The following is a 14,787-nucleotide window of genomic DNA, read 5'->3' as shown; positions in this document are numbered from 1 at the left end:
ATCCATGCCCTCGATACGTTTACCCGCCCTGCTCGCCGCCGCCTTCGCCGTCGTGGTGAGTTCTTCCGCCCAAGCCGCCCCCAAAGACCATTTCAGCGTGTGCTGGACGATCTATGCCGGCTGGATGCCGTGGGAATACGCCGGCAGCCAAGGCATCCTCGACAAGTGGGCCAAGAAGTACGGCATCAAGATCGACATGGTGCAGCTCAATGACTACGTCGAATCCATCAACCAGTACACCGCCGGCCAGTTCGACGGCTGCACCATGACCAACATGGACGCCCTGACCATTCCCGCCGCCGGCGGCGTGGACAGCACCGCGCTGGTGGTCAGCGACTTCTCCAATGGCAACGATGGCGTGGTCATCAAAGGTGAAGGCAAGACCGTCGCCGACCTCAAGGGCATGAACGTCAACCTGGTGGAACTTTCCGTGTCCCACTACCTGCTGGCCCGCGCCCTGGAGTCGGCCAACCTCAGCGAAAAAGACCTGAAAGTGGTCAACACCTCCGACGCCGACATCGCCGCCGCCTTCAACACCGACCAGGTCAAGGCCGTCACCACCTGGAACCCGATGCTCTCGGAGATCAAGGCCAAGCCCGGTGTCACCGAAGTGTTCGACTCCAGCAAAGTGCCCGGCGAAATCATGGACATGATGGTGGTCAACACCCAGACCCTCAAGGACAACCCCAAGCTGGGCAAAGCGTTGACCGGCGCCTGGTTTGAAGTGGTGGCGCTGATGAACGCGAAAAACGCCGCCAGCACCGACGCCCTGGAACACATGGCCAAGGCCTCCGGCACCGACCTCAAGGGCTTCCAGTCGCAACTGGACACCACCAAGCTGTTCGCCACGCCCAAGGAAGCCCTGGCCTTCGCCACCAGCGCGCAGTTGCCCGCCACCATGGGCAAAGTCGCCGAGTTCTCGTTTAAACACGGCCTGCTGGGTGAAGGTGCCAAGGACACCAACGCCGTGGGCATGAGCTTCGCCAATGGCGTGACCCGCGGCGACACCGCCAACCTCAAGCTGCATTTCGACCCCAGCTACGTACAGATGGCCGCCGACGGCACGCTGTAAGAGGACCCGGCCATGCGCCTGATCAACCGTCACCCGGAACGCTCCAGTCGCCTGCTGTTGGTGCTGCTGCCCTTCGCCCTGCTGCTGTTCGCCTACTTCGTGGGCTCGGCCGAGCGCCTGGCAGACAACCCCAACGACAAGCTGCTGCCCAGCGCCGCACAAATGGGCGACGCAGTGAAACGCCTGGCCTTCAGCGCCGACACTCGCACCGGTGAATACGTACTGTGGCAAGACAGCGCCTCAAGCCTGCGCCGCCTGGCGATCGGCCTGGGCATCAGCGCCCTCGCCGGCCTGTGCCTGGGCATTGCAGCCGGCACCTTGCCGCTGGTTGGCGCACCGTTGTCGCCGTTACTGACGGTGCTGTCGATGGTGCCGCCGCTGGCGATCCTGCCGATCCTGTTCATCGTGTTCGGGCTGGGGGAATTGTCGAAAGTGATGCTGATCGTGATCGGTATCACCCCGGCCCTGGCGCGGGACCTGGAACAGCGGGCACGGGAGATTCCCGTGGAGTTGCTGGTGAAGGCACAGACCCTCGGCGCCTCCACCTGGACCCTGATGCTGCGGGTGGTGCTGCCGCAATTGCTGCCACGTTTGCTGATCTCCCTGCGCTTGATGCTCGGCTCGGCGTGGCTGTTCCTGATTGCAGCCGAAGCCATCGCCTCCACCGACGGTTTGGGTTACCGGATCTTCCTGGTGCGCCGCTACCTGGCGATGGACGTGATCCTGCCCTACGTGGTGTGGATCACCCTGCTGGCCTGGCTGATGGACTGGGGCCTCAAGGCCCTGACCCGGCGCGCGTTCCCCTGGTACGAAGGAGCGCGGGCATGAGTTTTATCAGCGTCAACAATGTGTGGCAGCGCTATGGCGACCAGGTGGTATTGGAGCGCCTGAACCTGCACGTGGCCGAAGGCGAATTCTGCACCCTGGTCGGCACCTCCGGTTGCGGCAAATCGACCTTCCTGCGCCTGCTGCTGGGGCAGGAGACCGCCAGCCATGGCGAGATCCTGCTGGACGGTAAACCGCTCGCCGCCGAACCCGATGCCAGTCGTGGCGTGGTGTTCCAGCGCTACTCGGTGTTCCCGCATCTGACGGTGCTGGACAACGTTGCGCTGGGCCTTGAGTTGCCACGTTCAGCGTTGCTCGGCCGACTGTTCGGCAGCGCGAAAAAACAGGCCCGGGAACAGGCCGCAGCCCTGCTGCATAAAGTCGGTTTGGGCCATGCCCTGGACAAGTACCCGGCGCAGCTTTCCGGCGGTATGCAGCAGCGGCTGGCCATCGCCCAGGCGCTGATCATGAAGCCCCGCGTGTTGCTGCTGGACGAACCCTTCGGCGCCCTCGACCCGGGCATTCGCAAAGACATGCACCTGCTGTTGCTGGAGCTGTGGCGCGAAACCAGGCTGACGGTGTTCATGGTCACCCACGACCTCAGCGAAGGCTTCAGCCTCGGCACCCGCTTGCTGGTGTTCGACAAGGTGCGCCTCGACCCCCACGCCCCCGGCGCCTACGGCGCCCGCATCACCTACGACATCCCTTTGAACAGCGAGCGCCGCAAGGCGATCGCCGCCGAACTTGGAGCCACTTCCAAATGACCGACTCAACTCAATTGTTCCCACCTTTCGCCGAGGAAATGCTCCCCGGCGGCGGCCACCGTTCCTTTGTGCTCAAGCGCGGCCAACTGCTGCGCCTCACCGACATTCGCGGCGGCGCCAACGTCAGTTTGACCCTGCTCAATGCCAATGAAAAAACCGAGCGCCTGAACCTGCCCGACAGCCTCAAATGCCAACACACCGCCAAGCTCACCAACGGCCATTGCCTGTACTCGGACATGGGCCGCGTGCTGGCTGCCATCACCGCCGACACCTGCGGCTGGAGTGACAGTATCGGCGGCGTGTCATGCGCCTCCGAGGTCGCGGAAAAATACGGCAAAGGCCGCTATCAAGAGCTGCGCAACGGCTTCTACCGCAACGGCACCGACAACCTGCTGGTGGAACTGGGCAAGTGGGGCCTGGGGCTGTCCGACCTGCTGATGACCCTCAACCTGTTCAGCAAAGTCACGGTAGATGAAGCTGGCAGCCTGCACTTTGTCCCCGGTCACTCCAAGGCCGGCGACTACATCGAACTCTACGCACCGATGGACACACTGGTGGTGCTCACCGCGCTGCAACATCCCATGGACCCCAACCCCGAGTACGCGCCGCAGCCGCTGAAACTCAGCTGGATGAACGCCGACCCAAGCGTCGCCGAACACTGCCGTACCTCGCGCCCGGAAAACGAGCGCGGCTTTATCAACACCGACCGTCTGTTCGCCTGAGGACCTGCCATGTCTATCGCACTCGCCAAACAACCGGACGCGGCCGTGTACCGCGCGACCATTCCCGCCGGCGAACCCTGGCTGATGGAAGTCAAGGCCGGCCAGACCCTGCGCATCCTCGACCTTGAGGGCAACCAGGCGGTCGACACGCTGTTCTACAGCCTGAAAAACCCCAGGGAACGCTACGACGTGCAGCGCACCCTGCGTCGGCAAAACAGCGTGTACCTGAGCACCGGCAGCGTGCTGTATTCCAACCTCGGCCAGCCGATGCTGACCATCGTCGACGACACCTGCGGACGCCACGACACCCTTGGCGGCGCCTGCGCCCAAGAGAGCAACACCGTGCGCTACGCCCTGGAAAAACGCTACATGCACAGCTGCCGCGACAACTACCTGCGGGCCTGCGCCCACGATGGCCGGCTGGGTAAAAGCGACATCGGGCCGAACATCAATTTCTTCATGAACGTGCCGGTGACCGCCGATGGCGGGTTGACCTTCGAGGACGGGATTTCCGCCCCCGGCAAGTACGTCGACCTGCGGGCCGAGATGGACGTGATCGTACTGATCTCCAACTGCCCGCAACTGAACAACCCGTGCAACGGCTACAACCCAACCCCTGCGGAGTTACTGGTATGGAACTGAAGATCAAGCGGTTGCGCCAGTGGTTGTTCGCCCTGTGCCAGGCCCGCGCCGGGCAGTGCCTGCGAAAACGCTGAAGATCAACTGTGGAAGATGACCTGTAGGAGCTGGCTTGCCTGCGATAGCGGTGGATCAGCCAACATATGGGGTGACTGATCCACCGCCATCGCGGGCAAGCCCGGCTCCCACAGTTGATCTCCATTGGTGTTGAAATTTGCGCTGCGGACGACCGCAGCGCCATCCACATTTGCGGGACGGCCCGCATCCCAGGACAAGGCCGAGCACTCATCGGCCTGCGGGGTTTTGCCATGTTCGAAAAACTGTTGATCGCCAACCGTGGCGCCATCGCCTGCCGCATCCTGCGCACCTTGCGTGAGCTTTCGGTCAAGGGCGTGGCGGTGTATTCCGAAGCCGATGCCGCCAGCCTGCATATCCAGCAAGCGGATGAGGCCTACAGCCTGGGCGAAGGCGCGGCGGCCGGCACCTATTTGTCGGTGGAGAAAATCCTCGCCACGGCCAAGGCCTGTGGCGCCACCGCGATTCATCCCGGCTATGGCTTTCTATCGGAAAACGCCGCCTTCGCCGAAGCCTGCGAAACAGCAGGCATCGCCTTCGTCGGCCCGACGCCGGAGCAGCTGCGGGTGTTCGGCCTCAAGCACACCGCGCGCGCGTTGGCCAGGCAGCACAACATCCCGCTGCTGGAAGGCACCGAGCTGCTCAACAGCCTCGACGCCGCACTACTGGCCGGGGAAACCGTGGGCTATCCGATCATGCTTAAAAGCACCGCCGGTGGTGGCGGGATCGGCATGCGCGTGTGCCACAGCGCCGATGAATTGCGCGACTGTTTCGAGGCGGTGAAACGCCTGGGCCAGAACAATTTCAGCGATGCCGGTGTGTTTATCGAGAAGTACATCCAACACGCCCGGCACCTGGAAGTGCAGGTGTTTGGTGACGGCTGCGGCGAGGTCATCGCCCTCGGCGTGCGCGACTGTTCGGTGCAGCGGCGCAACCAGAAAGTGCTTGAAGAAACCCCGGCGCCGAACCTGCCCGACGGCATGGCGGATGAGCTGTGCCGTGCCGCCATCACCCTGGCCAAGGCAGTGGATTACCGCAGCGCCGGCACCGTGGAATTTATCTTTGATAGCGCCGATGGCCGCTTCTATTTTCTGGAAGTGAACACCCGGTTGCAGGTGGAACATGGCGTCACCGAGCAAGTGTGGGGCGTGGACCTGGTGCGCTGGATGGTGCAATTGGCCGCCGGGGAAATGCCGCCATTGCGGGAACTGCAACTGAAGCCTCACGGCCACGCGATTCAGGCACGCCTGTACGCCGAAGATCCGGGCCGGGAGTTTCAGCCAAGCCCGGGGCTTTTGACGTATGTGGACTTCCCGGTCGCTGAAGGCCTGCGCATCGACACGTGGGTGGAGGCCGGTTGCGAGATTCCGCCCTACTTCGACCCGATGATCGCCAAGCTCATCACCTGGGCGCCGACCCGCGAACAGGCACGCCTGGATTTGCATCAAGCCCTGAGCAACAGCCAACTGTACGGCGTGGAAACCAACCGCGATTATCTGCGCCAGATTCTGCTCGCTACACCGTTCGCCAGTGGCCATCCGTGGACGCGCTGCCTTGAAGATTTGGTGTACCACGCCAACACGTTTGAAGTGCTCAGCGCCGGCACGCAAACCAGTGTGCAGGACTATCCGGGGCGCCTCGGTTACTGGGCCGTAGGCGTGCCGCCGTCGGGGCCGATGGACAGTCGCGCGCTGCGCCTGGGCAATCGCCTGCTGGGCAATGCCGAGGGCACCGCTGCGCTGGAAATCACCATGAGCGGGCCGTTGCTGCGCTTCAATTGTGCGGCGGTGGTGGCGGTGACGGGTGCAAACATTGTGCTGCGCTTGAATGATGAAGCGGTACCGATGAACACCGCGTTGCTGATCCCGGCTGGCGCAACCTTGAACCTGGGCACCATCGCCGGGGCCGGTGCTCGCAGCTACCTTTGCGTGCGCGGCGGGCTGCAGGTTCCGGATTATCTGGGAAGCAAAAGTACCTTCACCCTTGGCCAGTTTGGTGGGCATGGCGGGCGGGCTTTGCGGGCGGGTGATGTGTTGCACTTACTGCCGTTGGAGGATGTCAGTTGCGGCAATACGCTAGTGCCTGAACCGCTTGGCGAGGTGCGAACACTGCGGGTGATCTACGGCCCCCACGGCGCGCCGGAATACTTCAAGCCCGAGTACATCGAGACGTTCTTTGCCACCCAGTGGGAAGTGCATTTCAACTCCAGCCGCACGGGTGTGAGGTTGATCGGGCCGAAGCCTCTGTGGGCGCGTACGGATGGCGGTGAGGCGGGGTTGCATCCGTCGAATATTCACGACAATCCGTATGCGATCGGTGCGGTGGATTTTACCGGGGACATGCCGGTGATCCTCGGCCCCGACGGCCCGAGCCTGGGTGGGTTTGTATGCCCGGTGACGGTGATCGAGGCGGACTTGTGGCAGTTGGGCCAGCTCAAGGCGGGTGACAAAATCTGCTTCACCCCCGTCGACATCAAGACTGCCCGCGACCTCGCCTTGAACTGGGATCAAGTGTGGGAGCCGGGCTTGCTCGCGATGCAGGCAACTCGGTCCGACAGGCAAACCGAGGCGATGCTTTCGCGAGCAAGCCCGCTCCCACATTTGATTGAGTCGCCTGTTGTTCTGGACATCGGCCAGGCCGACACCCGCCTCGTCGCCCGCCTCGCCGGCGACACCCACCTGCTCCTGGAAATCGGCGCCCCGGAACTCGACCTGGTGCTGCGCTTTCGCGCCCACGCCCTGATGCAAGCCCTCGAAGCACAAGCCCTGCACGGCGTCATCGACCTGACACCCGGCATCCGCTCCCTGCAAATCCACTACCAGCCCGAACAACTTACCCTCGCCGACCTCCTGGCGCTGATCACCGCCGAATGGCACGCCGTCTGCGCCAGCCAAAACCTGCAAGTGCCGTCGCGCATCGTCCACCTGCCACTGTCCTGGGACGACCCGGCCTGCCAACTGGCGATCGAAAAATACATGACCACCGTGCGCAAGGATGCCCCGTGGTGCCCGAGCAACCTGGAGTTCATCCGCCGCATCAACGACCTGGCCAACCTCGACGAAGTGCGCCACACCGTGTTCGATGCCAGCTACCTGGTGATGGGCCTGGGCGACGTCTACCTCGGCGCGCCCGTGGCCACGCCGCTGGACCCGCGTCACCGCCTGGTCACCACCAAGTACAACCCGGCACGCACCTGGACCGCCGAAAACTCCGTGGGCATCGGTGGCGCCTACCTGTGCGTGTACGGCATGGAAGGCCCCGGCGGTTATCAGTTCGTCGGGCGTACCTTGCAGATGTGGAACCGCTACCGGGAAGTCGCCGCGTTCGATGGCAAACCGTGGTTGCTGCGCTTCTTCGACCAGATCCGCTTTTACCCGGTGAGCGCCGATGAGCTGGTGCAGATACGCCGGGATTTCCCCCTTGGGCGGTTTGAACTGAGCATCGAACACAGCCAGTTGAACCTGACGGATTACCAGGCCTTTCTCGCGCAGGAAGCCGAAAGCATCGGCGCGTTTCGCGGGCAACAGCAGCGCGCGTTCAACGCCGAACGCGAACGCTGGATCGCCAGCGGCCAGGCGCATTTCGACAGCGAGGAACTCGCCGCACCACAGGGCGCAGACACGCCCTTGCAGGCCAACGAATACAGCATCGACAGCCACATCGCCGGCAATCTCTGGCAAGTGCAGGTCAGCGCTGGCGAACGCGTGGCGGCGGGAGATGTGCTGGTGATCCTGGAGTCGATGAAAATGGAAATCCCGGTAGTCGCACCGTTCGCCGGCACCGTGCGGGAAATTCCGGTGCAGCCCGGCAGCGGCATTGGCGCAGGCCAACGGGTGGTGGTGCTGGAGCGTGATTTGCAATAACGCGGCGGGGCTGTATCGTGCAAGGCACACCGGGTTTCACCGGGACCTTGTCCGATACAGCCTGAACCGACCGATGACCACGCCAACCCTCTGCCCCGCCTGCGGCGCCCGCAACGATTGCGCCCTGGCCGACCCGCGCACTGCCGACCAGGCGTGCTGGTGCTATTCCGTCAGCATCGACCCCGCAGTGCTCGAAGCCTTGCCGGCGGAACTGCGCAATAAAGCCTGCCTGTGCCCGCGTTGTGCCCAGGTGGACGAACAACTGCGCGGCAACGAGCGGTCGTAATGCGCGTAGATCGTTTCCTCAGCAACCTGCCGCGTTTCAACCGTAAACAGGTTCGCCTGTTGCTGGTGGAGCGGCGGATCAGCGTCGACGGCCAGGCCACCAGCGATCCGCACCACCCGGTAAGCGAGTTCAGCCGTGTGTTGCTGGATGACGAAGTGCTGCAAGCCGGCAAACCCGCGCGTTACTTCATGCTGCACAAACCCCAGGGCTGCGTCAGCGCCACGTCCGACCCGCAACACCCCACGGTGCTCGACCTGCTGGATGAACCGGACAAGCACGAGCTGCACATCGCCGGTCGTCTGGATTTCAACACCACCGGCCTGATGCTGATCACCAACGACGGCCAGTGGTCGCGCCGCCTGACCCAGCCGCAAACCAAACTGCCCAAGGTCTACTACGTCGAGACCGAGCAGGACATCGGCCCGCAATACGCGGCCACCTTCGCCGCCGGCCTGTACTTCGCCTTTGAAGACCTCACCACCCAACCGGCGGAACTGGAACTATTGGGCCCCAGAACGGCGCGCCTGAGCATCATTGAAGGGCGTTATCACCAGGTGAAGCGCATGTTCGGGCACTTCGACAACAAAGTGATACGCCTGCACCGCGAACGCATGGGACCGCTGGAGTTGGACGCAGCCCTTGCGCCAGGCCATTACCGGGCGCTTACAGAGGCTGAAATCCAACAGGTCTGATGACCGTTCAGCCGATGATGGCAAAAACCCACGCCATCGACTGGCGAACTGGCATCCCTGATGCTTGAATCAACCCAGCCAGCCGCAATCTGACTGGCGAGTCACCCCTACCTACAAGAAACACTTTGCCCGTCCGCACGCTTGACCTGCGGGCCTCTCACGGCAAATTGCCCGCCATAACAACACCCGTCGGCCAGCCAGTACCGGATCGACATGGGCCCTCACTTCCAGGCGTATGCCTACCTGTCACAAAGCTCGTGCAGAGTGATCTGCGCGCATTACCCGCTTGCCAGGAGTCTTACGACATGAGGCCAGAAATCGCTGTGCTGGATATACAGGGTCAGTATCGGGTTTACACGGAGTTCTATCGCGCGGACGCAGCAGCCAAGACCATCATCCTGGTCAACGGCTCAATGGCCACCACTGCGTCTTTCGCCCAGACCGTGAAAAGCCTGCACCCGACGTTCAACGTGGTTTTGTACGACCAGCCCTACGCTGGCCGCTCCAAAATCCACAACCGCCACGAGCATATGCTGACGAAAGAAGTCGAGGGCCAGATCCTTCTGGAACTCATCGACCACTTCGCCGCCGAACACGTGCTGTCCTTTTCCTGGGGCGGCGCCGCGACCCTCGTCGCCCTCGCCCACCGCCCGCGCCGTGTGGAAAAGGCCGTGATCAGCTCGTTCTCCCCGGTGATCAACGCCCCGATGCGCGACTACCTGGAGCGCGGTGTCGACTACCTCGGCAACCTCGACCGCGACCGCGTGGGCCACCTGGTCAACAGCACCATCGGCAAACACCTGCCGTCGCTGTTCAAACGCTTCAATCACAAACACGTGAGCAGCCTGGCCGAGCACGAGTATGGGCAGATGCACTTTCACATCAGCCACGTGCTCAACAGCGACCGGTTGTGCTACCTCAAGGCCGCTAAGCAGATTGATATACCGGTGTTGTTCTTGAACGGCGAATGGGACGAGTACACCAGTGCCCAGGATGCCAAGCTGTTTGGGCAACATATTGCGAAAAGCAGCTTCGGCACGATTCAGGCGACCGGGCACTTTCTGGATATGGAGCACAAGGCCGCGTGCCGGGATAGCCGGGAGGCGTTGATGGGCTTTTTGAGACCGGAGCAGCAGCCAAGCCGGTTGCGGTACCACGCGTCACAGCCACAGCATGCGTTTGCCATATGAGCGGTGGGGTTGTGGGCGGGCCGGATTTCCCAGGGGGGCCGCCTGCCCACGATCGACCGTTGGCACGTAAAACACAGAATTTTCGAAGAAAAACTTCAAATCCGCGAGCACATCTGGTACAAAGTCAGCCGCTCTGAGCGGGTATAGTTTAGTGGTAGAACGAAAGCTTCCCAAGCTTTAGATGAGGGTTCGATTCCCTCTACCCGCTCCACTCAGATTTTGCTCCTGCGTCAGGCTGGTTTTGACGGGGGATGTGTAAAAAAACCGGTCCTTGGTGTCCGGTTTTTTTATGGGTGGGATTTGGAAATTAAACGGTCGAACCGGGCTCATTCAATCGCCTGATAGACCTTCTTCCCGCCAACCCAAGTCTGCAGGATGGCTCAAACAGCGCCGCACCACGGCTTCCCAAAGCGCCATCGGCATAAAGCTTGACGCTACGAATGGTAAGACGATCATCGCCGTAGCCGATCAAAGGGCCGTCCTGGGACAACACCGCGAAATCATCCCCCGCACCGTTGATCATCGAGTAGACACGTAACGGAAGCCGGCCGCGATCGGCAAAACCGCGCATCGTCTTGATCATCTGCCTATCAGCACCTGCATCGTGCACAGATGTCAGGCCTTGTGCATTGAGATGCTCCAATGCAGCCTGCAACGCGACCTCTCGCTCCTGCTCGTCAGGCAGCGGAATAATATCCGCGACCAGCCCCATAGCGGCGTCGATAAATACACCTGTCGGGTTACCTTCTGCATCCCGTTCGATACGTCCGCCTTTCGGATCAGGCGTGTCCTTAGTAATACCCGCCAGTTGCATCGCCTTGGTATTAGCCCATCCGGCATGGGCATCCACCCGAATTAGCCACACTGGTCGATCGACAACGACCTTATCAATTTCGGCAGCCGTCGGAAACCGCCCCAACTTCCAGGTAACGTGGTTCCAGCCTGAGCCGGTCAGCCAACGGGCGCCGGGGCGCGCTGCAGCGAATACCCGAAGCCTCTCCTGCGTATCAACCAGTGTTGGAGAGCCCCGTAAAGCAATGCTTCGAAGGGACTCTCCAAGCCATTTGATATGGCCGTGCGCATCGGTCAACCCAGGCAAGAGGGACGCACCCTTACCATCGATGCGCGTCGCCAATGCATGCTTGCCAGCAAGATCGGCCGCCATACCGACGCAAATCACTTTGCCCGACGCATCAAAGGCCAACGCATCAAAACGCATCAGACCGCCTCCACTCACGGTATAACCACGCACATTTTCCATAATCGTCGGCTCCGCCCGGACAGGCCCCGCCAGCGACAGGAACATAGCCACCGGGATCAACGCCTTGGGCTGAGTTTTGATACACATCAGCAGCTGTTCAAACGCGGCAAGCATCGGGCCGAGCGTGAGACTTTTAAATGCTGATGGTTGCAGACTCGGTTTTTCTTCTGAAAATCGTGGAGTCATGATTTCCTCCAGTAAGAGGTCACGTCATGCGGTCAGAAAGAAGGTTATAAAAAAGGGCGCTAACACCGTCAGAATCAAACCACTCATGAGAGCAGTAGGCAGCGTGTCGCAGTGGCAGGTTTGGCGCACGATCGGTAACGTCGAGTCCAGAGCGGTTGCCCCAGCGGCGGCAATACCGACCCTTGGGTGGAAGCCACCGACCAGGTACAGTAAAGCGATCGCGATCAGTTCGCGCCCCAGGTCTGCGAGCAATGCCGTAGCGCCATGAACTTCTCCGGACAGCCCTCCGACCAGGACGCTGGATAGCGTGAACCATCCAAATCCCGTCGAGAGTGCCAGGAGCAAACGGATATCTTCGCCAGTGATGAAATGAACCGCATAGGCTCCCAATATTGAGCCAATGACCACGGCAATCGGAACGCATAGAACGCCCCATGAGATCCAGTCACGACCTAACTTGATGCTCGACAAGTCGAGTCCCACCAAGAAGATCAGTACCATTAACATCACGTTGCTGGGCGGAAGCCACAAGCTTGCAACGGTTGATTCTGCATATGTGAACAACACGCCCAAGGCCACCATCAGCAGCGCAATAAAGCACCCTTTCAGAGGAGCAGCAGCGCCATGCATATCGAAACTGGCAACCCTGCCTGGTTCTCGTCCAGCCCCTCTCAAAGCCGCCAAGCCCAGCAGCAGCATGCAAGGCACCACTGTTGTTGCGACCGCGACAAGCGAAGATGTCTTGAGTACATACCCAACCGCATCCGGCGAAGAAACCACTTCGCCGAACTCAGTGCCTATCAGAAAAAGTAGCCCCCAAACCAAAGGGCTGATCAGACTGACCAATCGGACAACAACTTTATCCGGGAGCAAGAGTTTGCTCGATAGATAGCCTATTCCCAACGCAATCAAGATGGGCAATACCGAGCTCAACGCCTGCACCGTCATATCCTCTGAATGGTTGGCGAGAAATCAACCAAAACAATACAGCGCTCACAGACTCCGGGAGAGGCGTCGTCAAGTTTCTTGATCGGGCTTATATAGTGCGAAACCTTCGGATCATGAACGGCAAAACTATCGAGAGGCTCCGAAAGGGTAAACTCCGCCCAAATCTGACTTGCCCGCGCGTCCTCAAATAGCATGTTTCGAATTTCCGGATGCCCAATAAAATTGATGCCACCCGTCATGTTCGAAGAACGGTAGATCAAGTGCGCAAACGTGACGGGCTCTCCATCCTGGTGAAAAAAGTTCGGTGAGCTTATACCTGGCTGATCCGAACTCGCGGACGTGAGTTTTACAAAATGCACCCCAAAATAGATAGGAAGGGGCTGGCCAGGATGCTGCCAGAACGTCAGGGAAAAATCTTCATCGATCAGGTCGAGTAGTACGCGATTGTTTTTTACCGCATCACTCAACGCGTGAAAGTAGCGAATATTTGCGTGATCCGGATTGTTACCGCCTTGGTCGTAACCTGCGCGTCCGTGGCCTGCCCCATCTTTGACGATTGGCAACCAGTGGCCTTCATGCGTGTCTTGCCAGGGAAGAATGACTCCGTTGCCATACCGTCGAAACCTGTTTACTCCAGGCGGGGCGTACTCATCCGGCTCCAACTGTTCAAACTCTCGACGTAATTCTGCGAGCTCTTCGACGCAATGAGTCTGGCTCACACGAGGCATGTAATGCAGATATCCATCTTCTGCTAAGGCACTTCGAGGCATGGTCATTCCTCCTTGGTTTGATGCCATCAAACATAGGCAATCACCGTGGAGAACTTCAATGGAGGCGCGAACAACGAGAAGTGTCTTACAACGACGTCGGACGCTAATGGAGCGAGGGGGAACGAATCTTTTTACTCGGCATTACTGACGCAGTACTACGCAGATAGGGTGAGACTGTACGCAGGTTGCTGGGCCGGGGAGTCTCTGAACCGGCGCACACTGCTACTGGTAACCCACATCCAGGGAGGTGTACGCAACAATAGCTGCCCCGCCGTCCTGCTCAGCGGTCTGGTTGTAATTCCCGGCCTTGAAATACAGATTGATGCCCTGCCAACCCGATGGCGGAATATCGAATTCCCGGCTGGCCTGCCTGCCATTCGCCGCAGCCGAAACCAGCAGCACCATGCCACCCTCGGAGCCCTTGACCTCAATCTTGTAATTCAGCTTGTCGTTAAGCTCGAGCCCCTTCAGCAATACTGTCCGTTGCTCCTTCTGCCCATAGCGCGTTTTGGTCCCGGCGATGATCGAGCCACCTTCCCAGCGAAGCTTCAGCAGCTCCGAACCTCCCGCCTTGTCGCCATGTATCTGGGCAAATATGATCGATTTTGTGCTTGGATTTTGCACCACATAAAGCTCGCCGGACTGGGTGTTATCAAACACATCACCTGCGGTGAACTCTCTTTTTGCCCGCAGTTCAACCCGGGGATAGTGACTGTTGGGCGTCGCGTTAAAACCCGAGGGTGTGTTGAATACCAGCGCTCCTTCCGGCACACCTTGATGGCATCCCGATGAGCGATAACAGTTTGTGTAGAAATAGGCGTTCTGAAGATTTTCGCCTAGCGCTATTTCTTCTGGCTGACCTTGCGCATTGAAATCCTGAAGAACGTACGCACGGCTCAGGTTGGGCAGGTTGTCGCCTGGGGTTTTTGTGGCATCCAGGGCAAAGGCATTTCCACCGTTAAAAATCACTCCGATGGCCAAGACCGACACCACGCTAAATCCAGCGCCAAACACTTTAAATGCGTGCATCACCGTCACCGATCATTCGTCAAAGCGCCAACTGCAACGCCAGCAATCCGACAGCGATTGGGGGCGTCGAATCAATGTGGGTGAGTTATACGAGCCAGTACACATCTGTTGATCCTCGGTTAGGACCACCTTCCGGAGATACTAAACAAAGGGTGGCGGCTATACGCGGGTTAGTAGACCGGTTGATCAACGAAACCGGCGCGCCCAAAGGCGCCCCGCGTACAGCCACCATAAAGACCAGACATTCAAACGTCTGAAAAATGGCACAGCCATACGCCGTTGATCAAATCGGGCTACTAAACCCGACCGCTGATGGGCAGCGGCTGACGAACCTTAAAGACGTCGCCCAAGGCGTACAACCGGGACGATTCTGATGGTTGTGTAGGCAAAGCCGCAAGATCTCTCTTCCAGATAGCTGCGCTCAACAATCCCCCCCTTGGTTCCTCACCTTCCCTACACACTAAG

Annotated in this window: 13 protein-coding genes and 1 tRNA gene; 10 read left to right on the top strand and 4 right to left on the bottom strand. The window is 60.2% G+C overall.

Going from position 1 to position 14,787, the window contains the following annotated elements:
- Positions 1 to 4 precede the first annotated feature (4 nt).
- The 10 genes from V6607_RS07190 (at position 5) to V6607_RS07145 (ending at position 10,339) form a co-directional block, all read left to right on the top strand.
- Complete coding sequence (locus tag V6607_RS07190; RefSeq protein WP_134325886.1) at positions 5 to 1,072, top strand: putative urea ABC transporter substrate-binding protein; 1,068 nt, start codon at positions 5 to 7, stop codon at positions 1,070 to 1,072.
- A 12-nt stretch (positions 1,073 to 1,084) separates the two neighbouring features.
- On the top strand, positions 1,085 to 1,900 hold the full coding sequence (locus V6607_RS07185) for an ABC transporter permease (protein ID WP_134325885.1): 816 nt from the start codon (positions 1,085 to 1,087) through the stop codon (positions 1,898 to 1,900).
- Positions 1,897 to 2,661 (top strand): ABC transporter ATP-binding protein, encoded by a 765-nt coding sequence (locus V6607_RS07180; RefSeq protein WP_003212032.1) that lies wholly within the window; start codon positions 1,897 to 1,899, stop codon positions 2,659 to 2,661. Before V6607_RS07185 ends, V6607_RS07180 begins: the two co-directional genes overlap by 4 nt.
- On the top strand, positions 2,658 to 3,383 hold the full coding sequence (locus tag V6607_RS07175; RefSeq protein WP_003212035.1) for an urea amidolyase associated protein UAAP1: 726 nt from the start codon (positions 2,658 to 2,660) through the stop codon (positions 3,381 to 3,383). The genes V6607_RS07180 and V6607_RS07175 overlap by 4 nt, the downstream gene beginning before the upstream one ends.
- A gap of 9 nt (positions 3,384 to 3,392) precedes the next feature.
- Complete coding sequence (locus tag V6607_RS07170; RefSeq protein WP_003212037.1) at positions 3,393 to 4,025, top strand: urea amidolyase associated protein UAAP2; 633 nt, start codon at positions 3,393 to 3,395, stop codon at positions 4,023 to 4,025.
- 305 nt (positions 4,026 to 4,330) lie between these two features.
- Positions 4,331 to 7,960, top strand: coding sequence for an urea carboxylase (gene uca / locus V6607_RS07165; protein ID WP_134325884.1), 3,630 nt, complete (start codon positions 4,331 to 4,333; stop codon positions 7,958 to 7,960).
- 73 nt (positions 7,961 to 8,033) lie between these two features.
- A complete protein-coding gene (locus V6607_RS07160; protein WP_003212042.1) occupies positions 8,034 to 8,246 on the top strand; it encodes a cysteine-rich CWC family protein in 213 nt (70 codons plus the stop codon).
- A complete protein-coding gene (locus V6607_RS07155; protein ID WP_003212044.1) occupies positions 8,246 to 8,938 on the top strand; it encodes a pseudouridine synthase in 693 nt (230 codons plus the stop codon). The genes V6607_RS07160 and V6607_RS07155 overlap by 1 nt, the downstream gene beginning before the upstream one ends.
- Before the next feature lie 305 nt (positions 8,939 to 9,243).
- A complete protein-coding gene (locus V6607_RS07150; RefSeq protein WP_134325883.1) occupies positions 9,244 to 10,128 on the top strand; it encodes an alpha/beta hydrolase in 885 nt (294 codons plus the stop codon).
- Between the two features lie 137 nt (positions 10,129 to 10,265).
- Positions 10,266 to 10,339: transfer RNA gene (locus tag V6607_RS07145), tRNA-Gly, on the top strand.
- Positions 10,340 to 10,435: 96 nt separating this feature from the next.
- Here the strand turns inward: V6607_RS07145 and V6607_RS07140 are convergent.
- The 4 genes from V6607_RS07140 to V6607_RS07125 all read right to left on the bottom strand — a co-directional run bounded on the left by V6607_RS07140 (position 10,436) and on the right by V6607_RS07125 (position 14,322).
- The gene (locus V6607_RS07140; protein ID WP_256662394.1) at positions 10,436 to 11,575 is read right to left on the bottom strand and encodes an amidohydrolase family protein; all 1,140 of its coding nucleotides are present in this window, start codon (positions 11,573 to 11,575) and stop codon (positions 10,436 to 10,438) included.
- A 24-nt stretch (positions 11,576 to 11,599) separates the two neighbouring features.
- Positions 11,600 to 12,523 carry a lysine exporter LysO family protein gene (locus V6607_RS07135; RefSeq protein ID WP_134325882.1) on the bottom strand — a complete coding sequence of 308 codons (924 nt, stop codon included), beginning with the start codon at positions 12,521 to 12,523 and terminating at the stop codon, positions 11,600 to 11,602.
- Positions 12,520 to 13,293, bottom strand: a complete 774-nt coding sequence (locus V6607_RS07130; RefSeq protein ID WP_134325881.1) for a 2OG-Fe dioxygenase family protein — start codon at positions 13,291 to 13,293, stop codon at positions 12,520 to 12,522. The genes V6607_RS07135 and V6607_RS07130 overlap by 4 nt, the downstream gene beginning before the upstream one ends.
- 222 nt (positions 13,294 to 13,515) lie before the next feature.
- Positions 13,516 to 14,322: a polysaccharide lyase family 7 protein gene (locus V6607_RS07125; RefSeq protein WP_008437814.1), complete on the bottom strand. Its 807-nt coding sequence runs from the start codon at positions 14,320 to 14,322 to the stop codon at positions 13,516 to 13,518.
- Positions 14,323 to 14,787: the final 465 nt, after the last annotated feature.

The sequence above is a fragment of the Pseudomonas sp. KK18 genome (genome assembly GCF_037094675.1).
Classification (GTDB): Bacteria; Pseudomonadota; Gammaproteobacteria; order Pseudomonadales; family Pseudomonadaceae; genus Aquipseudomonas.
Note: the sequence above shows the minus strand (reverse complement) of the source record. Positions and strands in the feature narration are given on the sequence as shown.

Excerpts from the sequence above, each read along its gene's own strand:
- V6607_RS07155 (WP_003212044.1), top strand. The coding sequence starts at position 8,246 with ATGCGCGTAGATCGTTTCCTCAGCAACCTGCCGCGTTTCAACCGTAAA.
- V6607_RS07150 (WP_134325883.1), top strand. The coding sequence starts at position 9,244 with ATGAGGCCAGAAATCGCTGTGCTGGATATACAGGGTCAGTATCGGGTT.
- V6607_RS07190 (WP_134325886.1), top strand. The coding sequence starts at position 5 with ATGCCCTCGATACGTTTACCCGCCCTGCTCGCCGCCGCCTTCGCCGTC.
- V6607_RS07140 (WP_256662394.1), bottom strand. The coding sequence starts at position 11,575 with ATGACTCCACGATTTTCAGAAGAAAAACCGAGTCTGCAACCATCAGCA.
- V6607_RS07180 (WP_003212032.1), top strand. The coding sequence starts at position 1,897 with ATGAGTTTTATCAGCGTCAACAATGTGTGGCAGCGCTATGGCGACCAG.
- V6607_RS07130 (WP_134325881.1), bottom strand. The coding sequence starts at position 13,293 with ATGCCTCGAAGTGCCTTAGCAGAAGATGGATATCTGCATTACATGCCT.
- V6607_RS07135 (WP_134325882.1), bottom strand. The coding sequence starts at position 12,523 with ATGACGGTGCAGGCGTTGAGCTCGGTATTGCCCATCTTGATTGCGTTG.
- V6607_RS07175 (WP_003212035.1), top strand. The coding sequence starts at position 2,658 with ATGACCGACTCAACTCAATTGTTCCCACCTTTCGCCGAGGAAATGCTC.
- V6607_RS07185 (WP_134325885.1), top strand. The coding sequence starts at position 1,085 with ATGCGCCTGATCAACCGTCACCCGGAACGCTCCAGTCGCCTGCTGTTG.
- V6607_RS07160 (WP_003212042.1), top strand. The coding sequence starts at position 8,034 with ATGACCACGCCAACCCTCTGCCCCGCCTGCGGCGCCCGCAACGATTGC.
- uca (WP_134325884.1), top strand. The coding sequence starts at position 4,331 with ATGTTCGAAAAACTGTTGATCGCCAACCGTGGCGCCATCGCCTGCCGC.
- V6607_RS07170 (WP_003212037.1), top strand. The coding sequence starts at position 3,393 with ATGTCTATCGCACTCGCCAAACAACCGGACGCGGCCGTGTACCGCGCG.
- V6607_RS07125 (WP_008437814.1), bottom strand. The coding sequence starts at position 14,322 with ATGCACGCATTTAAAGTGTTTGGCGCTGGATTTAGCGTGGTGTCGGTC.